Consider the following 16,565-nt stretch of genomic DNA (forward strand, 5'->3'; position numbering starts at 1 on the left):
GGGTGAACACATGAATCAATGGTTAGATATTTCTCAGCGCCTCAATGAAAATACGCCATATTGGCCAGGAGATACGCAATATTCATATCGGCTGAATTCATCAATGGCTGAAGGGTCTTCCGTCAATGTAGGGGAAATCCGGATGAGTACACATTTAGGAACTCATATTGATGCTCCCTATCATTTTGATGAGAATGGAAAAAAAATCATCGAACTCGATCTTGATTTATATATTGGCACTGCTACCGTAGTAAAGGTGGATGCAGCTGAAAGCATTGGCATTAAAGCTTTTGAAGGCATCGAATTGACAGGGGTCCGGCGGTTGTTGGTGGCAACAGGTCAATGGAAGGACCTTAGCCGTTTTCCGGAATGGATTCCACCGGTTGAACCAGATTTAGCTCCCTTCCTTGCAAATAAAGGGGTTAGGCTCCTTGGGCTTGATTTACCTTCAGTCGACTGTCTCGACAGCAAAGAATTACCTGCCCACAATAAACTGTCAGGCTGTGGAATTCATATACTCGAAGGGCTGGTCCTTGATGGACTGGAGCCTGGGCTGTACGATTTGGCTGCATTGCCGCTGGCATTGGAAGCAGGGGACGGGAGCCCGGTCAGGGCCGTGGTGAAGAAGAAAGGCTGATGAGGGGGATAAAATGATGGGTAAAATTGGAGTTTACGGATCTTCCTTCGATCCGGTCACGAATGTGCATTTATGGACAGCATCCACCATTGCGCATCGTGCTAAGCTGGACAAGGTGATTTTTTTACCTTGCGCAAATGGCCGTATCGATAAACAGATGAAAACAAGCAATGAACACCGTTGGCAAATGCTCAAGCTGGCAATAGGGGGCAACCCGATATTCGAAGTAAGTGATTATGAAATTAATGAACGTGCCGGAACGAGTAAACAATATACTTGGTATACGATGGAATATTTTAAATCTCGATTTCCAAAAGACGAAGTTTACTTCATAATGGGTGCAGATTTACTTGAAGATATTGATAATCAGGAGCTGCCTGTACACTTACGATGGAAATTCAGGGAAAAATTGATTGCCAATCATAAATTCATCGTCATGGCCCGTGATGGAATCGATATGCTGAAAATCATATCCAAAAGTCCATTGCTAAGGAATTATGATGATGGCAATACATTTCACCTTATTGATAAAGGCCTTTCCATGGAAATCAGTTCTACATATATAAGGGATGAATTTGCAATGGGCGGGGAACCACGATATTTACTGCCCGATCAGTGTTATCAGTATATCGTGGAAAATAAGCTTTATCAAAAATCATCAAATTCATAATTATTGGCAAAGTATTAAAAAGGGCTCGATTTCCCGGTGGATCGAGCCCTTTTCGTTTAGGGAATTTTTCAACCTGCAAAATGTGAATGAATTTAATTAAAGGACATGCAATACCTAGTTGACAACTTGGTAAACTTTGCTTTATGGTAAGGATATACAAAAATCAAAATAATTGCTGATCAGAGAACTGAAGGCATACTATCTCCCGAAAAATAATTGAAGGGAAATAGAATGCCTTTTTTGCTGTAAAAAGAGGGGGAAGCTCATGAAAAAGTTGATGTTATTGACAAGTTTGATTTTAGCCTTCGGTGTACTTGCTGGATGCAACTCGGAAAAAACGAAAGGGGACGGAACATCGAAGTCAGTAGAACTTTTGAATGTGTCATATGATCCGACAAGGGAATTGTACCAGGAATTCAATGAAGCGTTCGTGAAGCACTGGAAAGAAGAATCAGGTCAGGATGTAACGATACAACAATCCCATGGCGGATCTGGTAAACAGGGCAGGGCTGTCATTGACGGATTGGAAGCGGATGTCGTTACATTGGCATTGGCTTATGATATTGATGCCATTTATGAAGCTAGTAACCTATTAGCGAAGGATTGGCAAAAACGTTTACCTGAGAACTCGACACCATATACATCAACGATTGTATTTTTGGTGAAAAAGGATAACCCTAAAGGCATTAAAGATTGGGATGATCTGACTAAAAAGAATGTATCCGTCATTACACCAAACCCAAAGACAAGCGGAGGGGCAAGGTGGAATTACCTGGCTGCCTGGGCTTATGCGGAGAAAAATTTCGATAATGACGAAACAAAAGTGAAGGATTTCATGAAAAAACTTTATCAGAATGTTGAAGTCCTGGATTCAGGGGCCCGCGGTGCAACGACCACTTTTGTGGAAAGGGGAATCGGTGACGTACTGATCGCTTGGGAGAATGAAGCCTATTTAACACTGGAAGAATTCGGTGATGACAAATATGAAATCGTCAACCCTTCAATCAGTATATTAGCAGAGCCACCGGTAGCTGTTATCGATGAAGTGGTTGAGAAAAAAGGAACAAAGGAAGTGGCCGAAGCCTACCTGAAATATCTGTATACGGATGCCGGTCAGGAAATTGCCGCGAAAAACTTCTATCGTCCAAGGGATGAGAAGGTCCTCGCTGAATATGGAGACCAATTTGCCAATATCGATATGGTGACTGTTGATGATACATTTGGCGGTTGGAAAAAAGCCCAGGAAACACATTTTAATGATGGCGGCACATTTGACGAGATTTACCAACAGCAGTAAGCATGAAGGAGAAGGTGTGGCTTTAACATCTTCTCCTTCATAAATCAGAAAAAGGGTTGAGGCGAAGCGATGAATATAGTGACTGAAGGTAAACAGACGAAAAAGAGGACCATACCCGGTTTTGGATTGACGATGGGTTTTACGCTGCTGTATCTCACCATCATCGTTTTGATCCCGTTATCAATGGTTTTTCTAAACACATTTTCAATGGGGTTCCAGGATTTTTGGGCGACCATAACTGAACCGAGGGTTCTCGCTTCTTATAAATTGAGTTTCTTGACAGCGTTAACTGCGGCCTTTGTTAACGCAGTTTTTGGTGTATTGATTGCCTGGGTGCTTACTCGTTATGAGTTTCCCGGCAAAAGGATCATCGATGGACTGGTTGATTTGCCTTTTGCCCTCCCGACTGCCGTTGCAGGAATCACGTTGACCACCTTGTATTCACCTAACGGATGGATCGGGCAATTTTTCAGCTTTAAAGTCGCTTTCACTCCCGCAGGGATCATCATCGCCCTTATATTTATCGGTCTGCCATTCGTGGTGCGGATGGTTCAACCGGTGCTTGAAAATATCGAAAAAGGGATGGAAGAAGCATCTGCCTCTTTAGGGGCGAATCGAATGCAGACATTCATTAAAATCATCTTCCCGGAATTGATCCCAGCTATATTGACGGGTTTTGCCCTTTCTTTTGCGAGGGCACTTGGAGAGTATGGATCCGTTGTCTTCATTGCCGGAAATATGCCATTTAAAACGGAAATTTCCCCGCTGATCATCATGACAAAACTTGAACAGTATGATTATGAAGGTGCAACTGCTGTTGCAGCCGTCATGCTCATTATTACATTTATAATTTTGTTCACCATCAATATCTTACAATGGTGGACCGGCAAAAGATATTCAGGGAAGTAGGGGGGATATGATGGAACATGATCATTCAGTCGTTGCAAAAGCGAATCACCCAGTCATTATTACGAGGAACGCAACTAAAGAGCCTAAATCCATACAGTGGATCCTCATTTCCATTGTATTGCTATTTCTCACTTTGTTTTTAGTTGTCCCATTAATCGCAATCTTTGTAAAAGCCTTTGAAAAAGGTGCCGAAGCGTATTTTGCGGCCATCGCCCATCCTGATGCCGTGGCTGCGATTAAGTTAACATTGATCGTTGTCCTCATCACCTTGCCGCTCAATGCCATATTTGGGGTGGTTGCCGCTTGGACGATAACAAAATATGATTTCAAGGGAAAAAACTTCTTAATTACATTGATAGATTTGCCTTTTTCCGTATCACCGGTCATTGCCGGGGTGATTTTTGTCCTTCTGTTCGGCTTACATGGAGCACTTGGTCCACTGCTGCAATCACTTGACATTAAAGTGATCTTTTCAATACCAGGGATTGTCATCGCCTCCATTTTCATTACCTTCCCATTCATTGCGCGCGAATTGATCCCGCTCATGCAAAGTCAGGGGACGTCTGAAGAAGAGGCCTCACTCACGCTGGGTGCGGGAGGGTTCAAGACATTTTGGTATGTGACGCTTCCTAATATAAAATGGGGACTTTTATATGGAATCATCCTTTGCAATGCCAGAATAATTGGGGAGTTTGGAGCTGTATCGGTCGTATCAGGCCATATACGGGGCATGACCAATACGATGCCGCTTCATATTGAAATCTTATACAATGAATATCAATTTTCGGCCGCTTTTGCGGTTGCATCCCTGATGTCCATCTTTGCAATCATAACGTTGATCATTAAAAGCTTCATAGAATGGAAAACGGACTTTAAATCGACCAAAGCAAGTTAGGAGGAATGAAATGAGTATCATCATAGAAAATGTTACAAAATATTACGGGTCCTATCAAGCACTCCAAAACATCGATCTGGAAATAAAGAGCGGTGAACTAGTAGCCCTGCTTGGCCCTTCCGGATCGGGAAAAACGTCATTACTGCGTATCATCGCAGGCCTTGAGCAGGCTGAGAACGGAAAAATCCTTTTTAATGAAGAGAATTACACGCATAAGCATGTAAAAGATCGAAATGTGGGTTTCGTCTTTCAGCATTATGCCCTTTTTCGTAATATGACGATTTTTGATAATATCGCCTATGGATTAAAGGTTCGCCCCAGAAAAACAAGGCCCAGTAAAGAAGTTATCGAACAAAAGGTTACCGAATTGCTTCAACTCGTCAAGTTGGAAGGATATAAAGATCGTTATCCATCGCAATTATCAGGCGGCCAGCGCCAGCGTGTCGCATTGGCAAGGGCACTTGCCGTTGAACCGAATATCCTCTTGCTTGATGAACCATTCGGGGCATTGGATGCCAAGGTGCGCAAAGAACTTCGTCGTTGGCTAAGAAGACTTCATGATGAATTCAATGTTACGAGTGTGTTCGTGACTCATGATCAAGAAGAGGCGATGGATGTTGCTGATCGGGTCGTAATCATGAATGAAGGGAAAATTGAACAGATTGGAACCCCGGAAGAAGTATATGATCACCCTGAAAATCCCTTTGTTTATGATTTTCTAGGCAGTGTCAATCATTTCAAGGGCAACGTGCATAAAGGGAAATTGGTTACTGGCAATGTAGAAATGAATGCCCCGGGCAGTGAAGATGGAGCGGGCACAGGTTATGTAAGGGCCCATAACTTTATCATAGAAAGAGAACCAGCGGAAAAGGATTCGATCGCATCCATAGTTGACCACATCCATACAATTGGCCCCATCGTCCGGATAGAAGTCATTCGTCAGGATACAAACGAACCGCTGGAAATCGAACTGACGAAAGAACAATATTTGAATCTGGAAATAAGCAAAGGGGAAAGGGTATTCGTCCGACCGAAAGAATTGAAAGTTTTTGTCGACTTTATGGCTGGAATTTAAGAGTGGGTCGAATCTTGACGAAAAAACCGCTGAAAGCGGTTTTTTTTAATAGACTGTCAGTAAACCTTCCTCCATGATTGGTAAATGAGCTGAAATCTGTTCCAAAAGGGCTACCGTGCCTTCACAGGTGGTGAGTTTTTGCCTGCCAATAGTCCATGGTCCCTTGGTGCTAAACACTAGATAGAAAGTCTTGCATCAAAATGCGAAGGTGATTATGTAAGATATTGGATGTTTTATCACGTGAAAAAGTCGAATCTTTATGTTTAATGTTAAAATTGAAATATAATTGTAATATTGTTATTACGTATTTGACAAAATCTGATGATATACTACGACTTAGGTGAAAACATAGTAGAGTTTAAGAAATGTATTTAATATTATCTCAACCTTAGAAGATTACATAAAGAGTAAAAAAAATAGAGAAGAGTTCCCAGCAAATTATTTTGACTAATCATTTTTCATAGAGAAAAAGAAGTGGGTCGATGGAAATGCAAGGGGAGGAAAGCAGGGGAAATGAGTTTGAAGAAAAAACTTATCGTATTGAACACGACAATTATGCTTGGATTAGGAAGCGCTTTTGCCATACCGTCTGTAAAAGCTGAATCTATCACGGATATTCAATCGCAACGTACTGGAATACAATCAGATATTTCAGAGGCAGAACAAGTTATTCAGCAATTGAAAAAAGAACAATCGAAAATGAATGCCCAAATTGCCCAGATCGAATCGGCAATGAAAGAAAATGACCAAAAAATCAAAGATACTAAACAAGAAATTAATGACACCGAAAAAGACATAGAATCTTTAAAGAAAGAAATTAAAGCGTTGGAAGAAAGAATCGCAAAACGCGAGGAAGTCTTGAAAGAGCGCGCACTTTCTTTCCAAGAGAGCGGCGGGGACGTTGAGTACCTGGAAGTTGTTTTAGGTTCTAAAAGCTTTGGTGAATTCGTTAATCGTGTTGGGGCGGTAGCCACTATCGTGGAAGCTGACCAACAGATTCTTAGCGAGCAGGAAGCGGATAAAGCTGACTTAGAGAAAAAACAAGCGACCGTTGAGAAGAAATTGCAAAGCCTTAAGGATATGGAAGTAGAGCTTAAAGGCATGCAATCTCAAATTGAAGATCAAAAAGCTGAAACTGTCAACATGAAGGCTAAGATCGAAAAGAAAGAATCGGAAACAGAAGCGCTTAAACAATCTTTAGAGAATAAAGATGCTGGTCTAGAAGCACAAATAGCTTCCATTCGTGAAAATATCAAAAAAGAGGAAGAACGTAAAGCATCGGAAAAAGCAGATCTTGACCGTGCTGCTGAAGAAGTGAATTCTTCAAACGCTTCCAGTGAAGAATCATCAAGTTCTTCTAGCGAAGAATCATCAAGTTCGTCTAAAGGAGAGGCTTCTGTAAAAAGTTCTTCTAAAGCTGAATCATCTTCAAATTCATCTAAAAACAGTTCTGCTGCCAAACCTGCAGCCAGTAAAACCGTAACATCTAGCAAGCCAAGCAGTGCAAATACAGGCTCTGCCATTACAGCAGGTTATAAATATATCGGTAACTCCACATATAAATTTGGTGGCGGAAGAACGGCATCCGATATTGCTAACGGTCTTTTCGATTGCTCAGCATTCGTTGCATGGGCTTATAAACAAGCTGGTGTGAACCTTCCAGCCAGTACGGATGCATTGAAAAATGCGGGACGTCAAGTATCTGATAGTCAAAAACAACCTGGAGATTTAGTATTTTTCAATACCTATAAAACTGATGGGCATGTCGGAATTTATGTCGGCGGCGGCAAGTTTATCGGTTCCCAAAGTTCAACAGGTGTTGCAATTGCCAATATGGATAGTGGATATTGGGCAGGAGTATACAACGGCCGTGTCGTTCGTGTAAACTAATAGTTCAATAATAAGCAGGGGAGAAAATGCCCCTGCTTATTTTTTTTGAAAAAAAGTCAAAAAAAATGAAACTTATTTTGATATTCAACGTAAATACTATAAGATAAAATAAGGATAGGTGATGTGGACTTTCAGTAATCTGGGTAAAGATATAATGAAACAACATTCCATACTATTAAACGGAGGCAAAAAACATGATGAAAAAATTTATGGCTGCATTACTTACAATTACACTAGCATTCTCGCCAGTCGGCACGTATGTATTCCAGGATCATTCGGAGTCAGTCGATGCAAGGGGTTACAAGTCCGGAAAAAGAAGCTTTAACAGCAACAACAATAATAATTCGAATTTCCAAAATAAACAAACGAAGAAATCCGATGCCACTACTGCCAATAAAGCCAAGAGTGGAAACACATTCGCAAAAGGCGGCTTAATGAAAGGACTTATGCTAGGAGGATTGGCAGGTTTACTTTTTGGTAGCCTATTTGCAAATATGGGAGCCCTTGGTTCTATACTTGGTCTATTAATCAACGTGATGGCGGTTGTAGTATTAATCGTTGTAATCCGTAAAATATTCACATATTTCAAAGATAAGAAGAAGAAAGAAGATCCAAACCCATGGAGAGGCTAAAGATTTCCGAACAAGATATCATCAATGCGGTTTGTGTTTACATTGCCCGTAAAAAGCAGGTACAGCCTAATGAGGTGGAAGTGGAGTTAATGTATGATGATGATTATGGCTTTTCGGCGGAAGCGTTTGTCGATGGCCGGAAACAAGTGTTAATCACCATCAACTTGATAGAAGCGCTTCGTTTATGGCTGGATGAATATATGAATAAAGATCCGTACTCAGGTATTGAACTTGTTTTGGATGATGATGAAGGTATAGTGGCTTTGGTAAGTGAAAGCAATAGATAAGTAAAAAAGGATGCCGTAACGGCATCCTTTTTTTATTTAAAAAGCTACAAGTCGTCCGGGAGAAGGAAAGGGAAAAAAAGAAAATAGAAAAATAGCAAAGAAAATTAAGCAAAATCCTCGATTATATATACTATTTCAAACTTAGAAAGAGTAAGGACGAAATATATTTTCCATTTGTTGCAATAAATGGTCCGTGGAAGTAGGATGGATATATGTTCAAGTCAAAGGAGGAGAAAAAGTGAAAGGGTATATAGATGATATCACTTTTTTAAATGAAAAGGCCATAAAGTTCGGCAATGAAAAAGTGGAAGCGATCCTTGTACCATCTTTAGGAAGCAATCTGCTTTCATTGAAATACAAGCATAAGGATATTGAGTTGCTGCGAACTCCGGATAGTGTGGAGGAGTATAAAAAAGCTTCCATTTTATACGGAATGCCAATCCTGTTTCCTCCTAATCGAATTGAAGATGGTCAATTTACATATAAGGGGACTTCGTATAAGTTTCCAATCAATGAAATGGAAAAATCCAATCATATTCATGGGTTTTTGCATGACATGCCGTGGCAAGTCCGCAAAAAGGAAGTGAACGGGAAGGAAATCGTCATTAATACCGAATTCTCAAGCAGTGATTTTGATCTAAAAGGTAGCTTTCCACAAGATATCACTGTGAATATGTCTTTATCTTTAAGGGATGGAACATTGGAAATACAATTGGAAATCACCAACAAGGGCATTGAACCATTTCCGTGGGGAGCAGGTTATCATACTGTATTCAATTTTCCATTTGGACCAGTGAGTAAATGGGAGGATTGCAGAATATCTCTTCCCGTCAATAAACATTGGGAGTTGAATGAAAGATCATTGCCCACAGGTGCAATACATGAAACGGCCAATACATTGGAAATCCAAAACGGTATTAGCTTGGAGGGTCGGCTGTTTGATGACCTATTTGGCTATGATAAGGAAAGAAATCCGGAAAACGAGTGCATTCTCACTGATCAAGAGGCTGGCATACAAGTCATCTATCAAGGCGATCAACATTTTAAGTTTTGGGTATTGTTCAATCAGGAAGGGTTCGTCTGTCCTGAACCATATACTTGGGTAACGAATGCTCCTAATTTGGATTTGCCCGCAAAATTGACTGGATTGAGGGAGTTATGCTCAGGGGAAACGGTACAGCTGAAAACCAGATTGATTGTGAAAGATATATAAAAAACACCTAGGCATTTAAAAATGCCTAGGTGTTTAAGGTTATGCTTTTTTTCTCATCCAGAGTGGGTATAGGACGATTCCGAATACATATAAGGCAATGCCTAGTATGAATGTATTCATATCGGCTGTACCTGTCTTGATGACCCAGATCGAGTAGATTAACGCCAAGATTGTAATAATGCCATCACGTACCCTTGAGCCTTTCATGATGTCATAGGTTTCCCCGGTCATCACAAGTTTCAATTGATACAGAACGGATGCAAGGTACGGGATCAAGTAAGCAAGTGTAGCGACGATCATCGAAAATTTATAAGCCTCCAAAATCGTACCTGAAATAGTGGAGAATAAGAATATCTGTGTCATGATATTTGTTATTGTCATAGAACGGACAGGTGTGCCATTTTTGTTTGCTTTCGCAAAATAGGCCGGGAACAAATCCGATTTCGCTGCCTGGTAAGGAACTTCCGAGGCAACTACAATCCATCCGATCGTCGATCCCAATAAGGAAATGACGGCAAGAGCAGCCATTATATACGTGCCGCTTGAACCAACTACTGCTTGTAGTGCGTCAACAAGCGGTTTTTGTGATATTTTCAACTCGTCTTGTGATATGGCACCCATCGTCAATAAAGTAATGCCGATATAAATGGCAACAGCGATAAGTAAACCAAGAATCGTCGCTTTCTTTACATCATTTTGTGACTTGGCACGGTTTGAAAGCATGACGGCAGCTTCGATACCGATGAAGGCCCATAATGTTGAAATGGCAGCAGCGTTCACTTGATCACCTAGGGAGATTGCAGTTCCCGCCTTATCATAAAATTCAGCTCCGTTTCCTAGATTGGAAGTATCGAAGATGAATATCGTGATAATGATGAAAAATAAGAATCCAAGCACTTTGGTAACTGTAGCAAAAAGATTCATTTTCCCGGCACTGTTAAAACTTCTTACCAAGATTGCCTGAATCCCCCAAAGGGCAACGGAACATACTGCAAACGTTAATGCTTTACCTAGTTCAAGTTGAAACGAACCCGCTGTATAAATCACTTTTGGACTATGCATCACAGGGAAAAACGTTGAAAGGTAACCAGCAAATGAAATGATGACAGAAGCTGTCGCAGCCCAATTTGCAGCCCAATACCCCCAAGCCATGCTATACCCTGAAACCCTTCCTTTAACAGGAGATTTAAATAATGACTGAGCATAACTTTGAGGTCCAGCCTTCAAATCAGGTTTCCGGACTGCCAGGTTACCAAACACCAAAGCTATTAGAAAAACTCCTAGTCCAGTAACGATCCATGCCAATGTGGACCCTAACGGACTGGATACCTGTGCTAATTGAGCAGGTAGCATGAAAATTCCGCCGCCGACCATATTTCCAATTACGAAAGTGGTCAAAATCAATAAACCCCATTTTTTATTTACCATTTATATCGAACCTTTCTTATATACAAAGTGTGTGTTTATACCGACAACTTATACTAAAATAGTATATCTCAAATAGTTTAGTTTGGTAAAGTGGTAAATAAGTAAAATGTAAAAGGCGGACTAATCAGAAAATTTAAACACAGGATTGACAATAGGATAAAATTGGATTATAGTAGTAAATACCAAGTTAGTTGGTAAGAATAATGTGGTTTGCCACATTAAATCGTATTTTTCTATAACATTTGCCATTCCCGAATATTGCCGATTAGTCAACTAAAGGCACCCTTACATCTAATCTGTTAGATGGCGGGTGCCTTTTATTTTTTATAGGGAAGGGAGGGAAAATGGAGTTCCTATTAACTGGTTATTCTTATACGGAAAGTTAAGTGATGAGGATATGATAGGTAAACCAAGTTCCCAAGAAAACATTGAAAGTGGGAAGCGCACATGTGCTTGTCGTGCGAACCTTTTTTACATTAGGTGAAAACGAAGCTTTATTACCAGTAGTGAAGGGGAGATATTATGGAAAAGAAAGAAGAATTGAAAATCAGGCATATCATTTCAAGCTTGGAGGATCTGCAATATGGATCGGTTTTAATTACCGTACATGATGGTGAAATCACACAAGTGGATACCACCGAGAAGAAACGATTCCCATTAGTGAAGGGCCGTGCCGTTAAAGCTAGATGAATGACAGGTATTAAGGGAGCCTTCAATATGAAGGCTCCTGTTTGTAGACTTATGGGGTTCGGAATCAGTTTAACTAAAATAACTGGATCAATACTTGGGCTTCCTACCTCTGAATACATATCTTTCACCAAATCATAAATGAAAGTGAAGTCAATGGAAGCCTCCATTTTACGAACCAAATGGTTCGCCGGCACCAGTTGATCTAAAGTAATCAATTCAAGTTGATCTCGTTGAATAGAATGATGTTTCGAAAGCATCCTCATCACCTCAAGTTTTAATAAATTTATTTTAAAACAAAAAAGATTGCAGGCAAAAGGAGTTCTATCTAAATTTTTTTAATAGTTGACTGGAGCGGGTGTGCGAGACCCCACAGGCGCAAGTGCGCCGAGGGCGGACCGTCCGCGGAAAGCGAGTGCCTACGTTCCAATCAACGTCCAAATTTGTACAAGCAAAAAAACTGTAGACTTCAAATATGAAGGCTATTTTTTTATACAAAAATTTATTCAATTTGGAATTTCTAATAAGATTGTACTGCTTTTAACATGGTAGAATAAGTTAGGGTATAAGGGAGTTTTTTATAGGGGTTTAAATGATATCTAAGGGAGGAACAGGGAGTAGATGACCTTACAAACTATAGAACATGATATCTTGGCATTAGTTGAAACATTTAATGGGAGAATCGCATATAAAATTGAAAATGGTCTTGGGGACACGATTGGATATCACGAGAATGAATCCTTTCAATCAGCGAGTTTGATCAAAATACCAATGATCATCGAAGGTTATCGTCAAAGTGAACAAAAGAAAATCTATTTGAACCAACCAGTGACCATCCCGCCTAGTGAAGTGACTGGGGGATCTGGGGTCCTGCATGTCTTATCGAATAAGGTATTTTTGACCGTAGAGGATTTACTGACATTGATGATAACTGTTTCCGACAATACATCCACGAATATGATGATGAACCTGTTGGGCTTTGAAGAAATCAATCAATGCATCAAGGAACTTGGTTTGAAAAATACTGTCCTTGAACGGAAAATGCAGGATTTTAAGGCATTAAAAGAAGGGCGCGACAATACCATTTCGGCAGAAGATACGATTACCTGCTTAAAAGCCATACATACAGGCAACTTTTTAACGAAAGAAAGCCGGGAAAAAATATTGCATGTATTTGACAATCAGCAATTAAGGGATAAACTTCCATCTCTGATGGGCAGAGGAGTCAAGGTCGCAAGCAAAACGGGCGGAATTCGGGGAGTTGCCCATGATTGTGCAATCATTCGGTCAGAAACACAAACTGTTTATGCTGCAGTTCTTACTGAAGATATGAAATCAGAGGAAGAAAGCCGTCAAGTAATCAGTAAAATTGGGAAAATGATATATGATGATATGGTCGCAGAATAAACTGTCGATTGAGAAGAGAGGGAAGTCTTTCATGATTTCCCTCTCTTCGATCTTAGTTATATAGGAGTTAATGGTAATGAAAGTTATATATGATAAGAAACTGAAGCGGGGAAAAATTTTGAAAAGGATGATGAAACTTTTTTATGTAATAAGTGTCATTGCGGTACTTGGGTATTTTGGATTTTTGCACATGAAAATTCAGGAAAGCATTTACCAGCAAATTCTGGAAAATGCCGATTAGCTCATGATTCTTGGAGCAAGGGTCAAAGGTTCGGTTCCATCATTATCCTTACAATACCGGATTGATAAAGCTGCAGAATATTTATCGGCGAATAAACATACAGTGGTCATTGTATCTGGCGGCAAAGGACCGGGAGAAGATATATTGGAAGCAAAAGCAATGCAACAGGGGCTAATCGCCCAAGGAATTGAAGAAGCACGCATCATGATGGAAGACAAATCTACAACAACTCAAGAAAATATCGTTTTCTCAAAAGAACTCATTCCTGATACAGCAGCTTCAGGGTTGATCGTTAGCAATGACTTTCATATCTACCGGGCAGTCGAAATAGCAAAAAAAGAAGGCTTGGACATGAAGGGATTGCCGGCAAAGACACCAAAAGTGTCACTGTTGAAATCATATACCCGTGAATATCTGGCAATTACCAAATACTATTTGACCGGGTGGATTGGGAGGTAACTTCGAATTCCCCTAAAAGGTGGGGTGATTTCATTATTCGACTTCCACGACAACATTAGGAACTTGCCAAAAATCTTTCTCTTGATATAGCTCCTTAAGTGTCTTATAAACGGGATAACCGGTATAGGAAATCTCGACTCGATCATCAGCATCCACTTCTTCCACATCTATATCATCAACAAAACCAAGTTGATCATCGATTTCCATTAAATAATACCCGAGTGCCTCATACCCGCTATAGGCTACAATGACCTTACTGTCAAAACCGCTATTAGAAACTTTGTAATATTTCATTGAGTGTCCTCCTTGTTGATAATTCTTTAAGTGAAAATCGTACTGTTTCTTATTACTCTGATATACCCATTAATTACTATCTGAATCATTAAATTGGATAAATAAAGAAAATAAGAAGGCAAAAAGAATGTGGCCATCTTTAAATTATCACTGGAAAATTTGCTATCTGCATCAATTCATGTTAATCTAATATAGAATTGTTTTTGGTTATGGAAGAGGATACTCGTTATTTTCCAAATGATTAAAAATAGTAATACAATGTGTGTTATGCACTAGGAGGCAACAACAATGGAACAAGGTACAGTTAAATGGTTTAATGCAGAAAAAGGTTTTGGATTTATCGAACGCGAAAACGGAGACGATGTATTCGTACATTTCTCAGCTATCCAAAGCGAAGGCTTCAAATCTTTAGACGAAGGTCAAAAAGTAACTTTCGAAGTTGAGCAAGGTGCACGTGGAGCTCAAGCTGCTAACGTTCAAAAAGCTTAATTTTAAAATTAAATCGTAACCTATATGAACAGACTTCCTCGATGGGAGTCTGTTCTTTATTGTGCTATAAAATGAAAGCAAAAAAAAATCCCACTCTGACTGAGTAGGTTTTTAGTGACTTGTCATTAAGCTTTTTTAAATTCTTCTTCAAAGAAAAAAGTAGTCGGATGTTCTTTAACAGTATAAGAATATCTCTTCATGTTTTTTACATATGCCCATTTATTAATGGTTACTGATTCATTAGTATCCTGAATGGTTACTGTTTCACCAGTATTATACTTATTGCTTTTCAATTTAGCCACCCTCTTTACTAATAGTATAACATATTTGGCCATGAAAGATGTGTTCAACATATTCCAATGATACATTGCGTATAAAAAACAGACTAAGCATATGGCAATGAGCCTAATAATTTTGAATGTTGTATAGAAAAAGTTAATGGGTCATGTTTTAGGATGAACAAGGAGTGGATGTCACAATATGGGATTAAGCGGGGGCAGGCCAAGTTATAGCGAATGAACTTACTCGAAAGCAAGGAGTCGATATTACTATGGGCTTGTCTCCCTTTTTGGGCATGAAAAAACAGCCACATGTTCCCAGGTACTGCAGAAATCACGTGGCTGAAGGTTTTCAAGTGATGGAAGGGGCTTAAAGCCGGTTAATTAAAACGCCCAATCCCCATTACGGAAGACAGGTTCTGAAGTGCCGTCCTGTTTGATGCCGTCGATGTTCATTTTCTCAGATCCAATCATGAAATCGACATGTGTAAGGCTTTCATTCAGTCCATTTTCTGCAAGTTCTTCTGGACCCATGTTTTTTCCGCCTTCAATACAGAAAGCATAGGAGCTGCCGATAGCGAGATGGTTTGATGCATTTTCATCAAATAATGTGTTGAAGAATAAAACATTCGATTGGGAAATCGGTGAGTTGAATGGAACAAGCGCGACTTCACCAAGGTAGTGTGAACCTTCATCCGTTTCAACCAATTGCTTTAGGATTTCTTCTCCTTCTTCTGCTTTTACTTCAATGATCCGTCCTTCTTTAAACGTCACGGAAAAATTATTGATGATGTTTCCGCCGTAACTAAGTGGTTTCGTACTGGAAACCGTACCGTTAACGCCTGTTTTCAATGGAACTGTAAACACTTCTTCGGTTGGCATATTAGCCATGAATTCATGCCCCTGTACGTTAACGCTTCCTGCCCCTACCCATAGATGTTTGTCGGGTAATTCGATTGTCAGGTCGGTTCCGGGAGCCGTATAATGCAATTTTTGGTAATGCTTATCATTTAAATAATCAACCTTTTCATGCAGGGTATCATCGTGTTTTTTCCAGGCTTCCACAGGATCTTTCACATCAACACGAACTGCTTTGAAAATGGCTTCCCATAGGAGGTCAACACGTTTTCCTTCTGCTTCTTCAGGGAATACTTTATCGGCCCAAGCCTTTGAAGGGACGGCAACTATGGACCAGCTCACTTTATCGGATTGCATATACTGACGCCACTTCTTCAGTGCTGTCCCGGATGCTTTTTGGTAGTTGGCAATCCTTTCAGGTTTTACACCTTTTAATAAGTCAGGGCTGGAGGAGATGACGGAAAGATAAGCAGCTCCGTTTTCTGCGAGTTCGATCGTTTCTTCTGCGCGCCACTTTGGATATTCGTGGAACACTTCATCTGGAGCCAATTCATATTTGGTACGTGAAACGATATCGTCATTCCAATTAACGATGACATTGCGCGCACCGTTCTCATATGCCTTTTTTACAATGAGACGCACAAGGTCAGCACCCTCTAATGTTGTGTTTACGACCAAGGTTTGATCTTGTTGGATGTTTACGCCGACTTTTACGGCAAGTTCTGCATATTTTTCTAAATTCGTTTGAAAATCACTCATCATTTAAAACTCCTCTTTTCCATTTTCTACATTTTTAATTGTACTTTTTGTCATATAAAAAAGAAACTTTTTACATCGTTTGTGAAAACTACTCGTATACGAAGGAGTTCATTATAACCGGCAGGGAGCTGCTCCAGCAGCTATTTTGTCTATCTTGCAT

The 16,565-nt window shown here is 40.1% G+C and carries 19 protein-coding genes and 1 pseudogene; 15 read left to right on the plus strand and 5 right to left on the minus strand.

Annotation, left to right across the window (positions count from 1 at the left end):
* The first annotated feature begins 10 nt into the window (after nucleotides 1-10).
* The 10 genes from kynB to AC0VX1_RS06870 all read left to right on the plus strand — a co-directional run bounded on the left by kynB (nucleotide 11) and on the right by AC0VX1_RS06870 (nucleotide 9,505).
* A complete protein-coding gene (kynB, locus tag AC0VX1_RS06825; protein WP_048682948.1) occupies nucleotides 11-637 on the plus strand; it encodes an arylformamidase in 627 nt (208 codons plus the stop codon).
* A gap of 16 nt (nucleotides 638-653) precedes the next feature.
* The gene (gene nadD, locus AC0VX1_RS06830) at nucleotides 654-1,307 is read left to right on the plus strand and encodes a nicotinate (nicotinamide) nucleotide adenylyltransferase (RefSeq protein ID WP_057278937.1); all 654 of its coding nucleotides are present in this window, start codon (nucleotides 654-656) and stop codon (nucleotides 1,305-1,307) included.
* Between the two features lie 265 nt (nucleotides 1,308-1,572).
* A complete protein-coding gene (locus AC0VX1_RS06835; RefSeq protein WP_063577013.1) occupies nucleotides 1,573-2,604 on the plus strand; it encodes a sulfate ABC transporter substrate-binding protein in 1,032 nt (343 codons plus the stop codon).
* 69 nt (nucleotides 2,605-2,673) lie between these two features.
* Nucleotides 2,674-3,513, plus strand: a complete 840-nt coding sequence (cysT, locus tag AC0VX1_RS06840) for a sulfate ABC transporter permease subunit CysT (protein ID WP_095390067.1) — start codon at nucleotides 2,674-2,676, stop codon at nucleotides 3,511-3,513.
* A 10-nt stretch (nucleotides 3,514-3,523) separates the two neighbouring features.
* Nucleotides 3,524-4,408: a sulfate ABC transporter permease subunit CysW gene (cysW, locus tag AC0VX1_RS06845; protein ID WP_475470508.1), complete on the plus strand. Its 885-nt coding sequence runs from the start codon at nucleotides 3,524-3,526 to the stop codon at nucleotides 4,406-4,408.
* A 10-nt stretch (nucleotides 4,409-4,418) separates the two neighbouring features.
* Entirely contained in the window at nucleotides 4,419-5,483 is a 1,065-nt protein-coding gene (locus AC0VX1_RS06850; RefSeq protein WP_057278941.1) for a sulfate/molybdate ABC transporter ATP-binding protein, read from the plus strand.
* Nucleotides 5,484-5,996: 513 nt separating this feature from the next.
* Complete coding sequence (locus AC0VX1_RS06855) at nucleotides 5,997-7,373, plus strand: C40 family peptidase (RefSeq protein WP_475470510.1); 1,377 nt, start codon at nucleotides 5,997-5,999, stop codon at nucleotides 7,371-7,373.
* 197 nt (nucleotides 7,374-7,570) lie between these two features.
* The gene (locus AC0VX1_RS06860) at nucleotides 7,571-8,005 is read left to right on the plus strand and encodes a hypothetical protein (protein WP_475471725.1); all 435 of its coding nucleotides are present in this window, start codon (nucleotides 7,571-7,573) and stop codon (nucleotides 8,003-8,005) included.
* Complete coding sequence (locus AC0VX1_RS06865; protein ID WP_034314323.1) at nucleotides 7,993-8,292, plus strand: YxcD family protein; 300 nt, start codon at nucleotides 7,993-7,995, stop codon at nucleotides 8,290-8,292. The genes AC0VX1_RS06860 and AC0VX1_RS06865 overlap by 13 nt, the downstream gene beginning before the upstream one ends.
* Nucleotides 8,293-8,530: 238 nt before the next feature.
* Nucleotides 8,531-9,505 (plus strand): aldose 1-epimerase, encoded by a 975-nt coding sequence (locus tag AC0VX1_RS06870; protein ID WP_475470513.1) that lies wholly within the window; start codon nucleotides 8,531-8,533, stop codon nucleotides 9,503-9,505.
* 39 nt (nucleotides 9,506-9,544) lie between these two features.
* Here the strand turns inward: AC0VX1_RS06870 and AC0VX1_RS06875 are convergent, their stop codons facing one another.
* On the minus strand, nucleotides 9,545-10,933 hold the full coding sequence (locus tag AC0VX1_RS06875) for an amino acid permease (RefSeq protein ID WP_057278945.1): 1,389 nt from the start codon (nucleotides 10,931-10,933) through the stop codon (nucleotides 9,545-9,547).
* A 522-nt stretch (nucleotides 10,934-11,455) separates the two neighbouring features.
* On the opposite strand from AC0VX1_RS06875, the gene AC0VX1_RS06880 reads away from it, so the two are divergent.
* Nucleotides 11,456-11,623: a YezD family protein gene (locus AC0VX1_RS06880; RefSeq protein ID WP_065311211.1), complete on the plus strand. Its 168-nt coding sequence runs from the start codon at nucleotides 11,456-11,458 to the stop codon at nucleotides 11,621-11,623.
* A 65-nt stretch (nucleotides 11,624-11,688) separates the two neighbouring features.
* Here the strand turns inward: AC0VX1_RS06880 and AC0VX1_RS06885 are convergent.
* Nucleotides 11,689-11,880, minus strand: a pseudogene (locus AC0VX1_RS06885) (transposase); the annotation flags it as partial.
* A 361-nt stretch (nucleotides 11,881-12,241) separates the two neighbouring features.
* Here AC0VX1_RS06885 and AC0VX1_RS06890 point away from each other — a divergent pair.
* From AC0VX1_RS06890 to AC0VX1_RS06900, 3 genes are all read left to right on the plus strand, one after another.
* Nucleotides 12,242-13,027 carry a serine hydrolase gene (locus tag AC0VX1_RS06890; protein ID WP_098864394.1) on the plus strand — a complete coding sequence of 262 codons (786 nt, stop codon included), beginning with the start codon at nucleotides 12,242-12,244 and terminating at the stop codon, nucleotides 13,025-13,027.
* Between the two features lie 76 nt (nucleotides 13,028-13,103).
* Nucleotides 13,104-13,268 carry a hypothetical protein gene (locus AC0VX1_RS06895; RefSeq protein ID WP_475470516.1) on the plus strand — a complete coding sequence of 55 codons (165 nt, stop codon included), beginning with the start codon at nucleotides 13,104-13,106 and terminating at the stop codon, nucleotides 13,266-13,268.
* A 3-nt stretch (nucleotides 13,269-13,271) separates the two neighbouring features.
* Nucleotides 13,272-13,727 carry a YdcF family protein gene (locus tag AC0VX1_RS06900; protein WP_475470518.1) on the plus strand — a complete coding sequence of 152 codons (456 nt, stop codon included), beginning with the start codon at nucleotides 13,272-13,274 and terminating at the stop codon, nucleotides 13,725-13,727.
* Between the two features lie 33 nt (nucleotides 13,728-13,760).
* On the opposite strand, the gene AC0VX1_RS06905 is transcribed toward AC0VX1_RS06900, so the two are convergent.
* Nucleotides 13,761-14,021, minus strand: a complete 261-nt coding sequence (locus tag AC0VX1_RS06905; protein WP_048687304.1) for a hypothetical protein — start codon at nucleotides 14,019-14,021, stop codon at nucleotides 13,761-13,763.
* 288 nt (nucleotides 14,022-14,309) lie between these two features.
* On the opposite strand from AC0VX1_RS06905, the gene cspC reads away from it, so the two are divergent.
* On the plus strand, nucleotides 14,310-14,510 hold the full coding sequence (gene cspC / locus AC0VX1_RS06910) for a cold shock protein CspC (RefSeq protein WP_034314312.1): 201 nt from the start codon (nucleotides 14,310-14,312) through the stop codon (nucleotides 14,508-14,510).
* 125 nt (nucleotides 14,511-14,635) lie between these two features.
* On the opposite strand, the gene AC0VX1_RS06915 is transcribed toward cspC, so the two are convergent.
* Together AC0VX1_RS06915 and AC0VX1_RS06920 are read right to left on the minus strand one after the other, a co-directional pair.
* Nucleotides 14,636-14,803 carry a hypothetical protein gene (locus AC0VX1_RS06915; protein WP_164468809.1) on the minus strand — a complete coding sequence of 56 codons (168 nt, stop codon included), beginning with the start codon at nucleotides 14,801-14,803 and terminating at the stop codon, nucleotides 14,636-14,638.
* Nucleotides 14,804-15,172: 369 nt separating this feature from the next.
* Nucleotides 15,173-16,405 (minus strand): aminopeptidase, encoded by a 1,233-nt coding sequence (locus tag AC0VX1_RS06920; RefSeq protein ID WP_098864395.1) that lies wholly within the window; start codon nucleotides 16,403-16,405, stop codon nucleotides 15,173-15,175.
* Nucleotides 16,406-16,565 lie beyond the last annotated feature (160 nt).

The organism is Peribacillus sp. QJM3NY_7 (assembly GCF_056173225.1).

What these genes read in the sequence shown, in the direction of transcription:
- kynB (WP_048682948.1), top strand. Translation starts at nt 11, where the DNA reads ATGAATCAATGGTTAGATATTTCTCAGCGCCTCAATGAAAATACGCCA.
- nadD (WP_057278937.1), top strand. Translation starts at nt 654, where the DNA reads ATGGGTAAAATTGGAGTTTACGGATCTTCCTTCGATCCGGTCACGAAT.
- AC0VX1_RS06835 (WP_063577013.1), top strand. Translation starts at nt 1,573, where the DNA reads ATGAAAAAGTTGATGTTATTGACAAGTTTGATTTTAGCCTTCGGTGTA.
- cysT (WP_095390067.1), top strand. Translation starts at nt 2,674, where the DNA reads ATGAATATAGTGACTGAAGGTAAACAGACGAAAAAGAGGACCATACCC.
- cysW (WP_475470508.1), top strand. Translation starts at nt 3,524, where the DNA reads ATGGAACATGATCATTCAGTCGTTGCAAAAGCGAATCACCCAGTCATT.
- AC0VX1_RS06850 (WP_057278941.1), top strand. Translation starts at nt 4,419, where the DNA reads ATGAGTATCATCATAGAAAATGTTACAAAATATTACGGGTCCTATCAA.
- AC0VX1_RS06855 (WP_475470510.1), top strand. Translation starts at nt 5,997, where the DNA reads ATGAGTTTGAAGAAAAAACTTATCGTATTGAACACGACAATTATGCTT.
- AC0VX1_RS06860 (WP_475471725.1), top strand. Translation starts at nt 7,571, where the DNA reads ATGAAAAAATTTATGGCTGCATTACTTACAATTACACTAGCATTCTCG.
- AC0VX1_RS06865 (WP_034314323.1), top strand. Translation starts at nt 7,993, where the DNA reads ATGGAGAGGCTAAAGATTTCCGAACAAGATATCATCAATGCGGTTTGT.
- AC0VX1_RS06875 (WP_057278945.1), bottom strand. Translation starts at nt 10,933, where the DNA reads ATGGTAAATAAAAAATGGGGTTTATTGATTTTGACCACTTTCGTAATT.
- AC0VX1_RS06880 (WP_065311211.1), top strand. Translation starts at nt 11,456, where the DNA reads ATGGAAAAGAAAGAAGAATTGAAAATCAGGCATATCATTTCAAGCTTG.
- AC0VX1_RS06890 (WP_098864394.1), top strand. Translation starts at nt 12,242, where the DNA reads ATGACCTTACAAACTATAGAACATGATATCTTGGCATTAGTTGAAACA.
- AC0VX1_RS06895 (WP_475470516.1), top strand. Translation starts at nt 13,104, where the DNA reads ATGAAAGTTATATATGATAAGAAACTGAAGCGGGGAAAAATTTTGAAA.
- AC0VX1_RS06900 (WP_475470518.1), top strand. Translation starts at nt 13,272, where the DNA reads ATGATTCTTGGAGCAAGGGTCAAAGGTTCGGTTCCATCATTATCCTTA.
- AC0VX1_RS06905 (WP_048687304.1), bottom strand. Translation starts at nt 14,021, where the DNA reads ATGAAATATTACAAAGTTTCTAATAGCGGTTTTGACAGTAAGGTCATT.
- cspC (WP_034314312.1), top strand. Translation starts at nt 14,310, where the DNA reads ATGGAACAAGGTACAGTTAAATGGTTTAATGCAGAAAAAGGTTTTGGA.
- AC0VX1_RS06920 (WP_098864395.1), bottom strand. Translation starts at nt 16,405, where the DNA reads ATGAGTGATTTTCAAACGAATTTAGAAAAATATGCAGAACTTGCCGTA.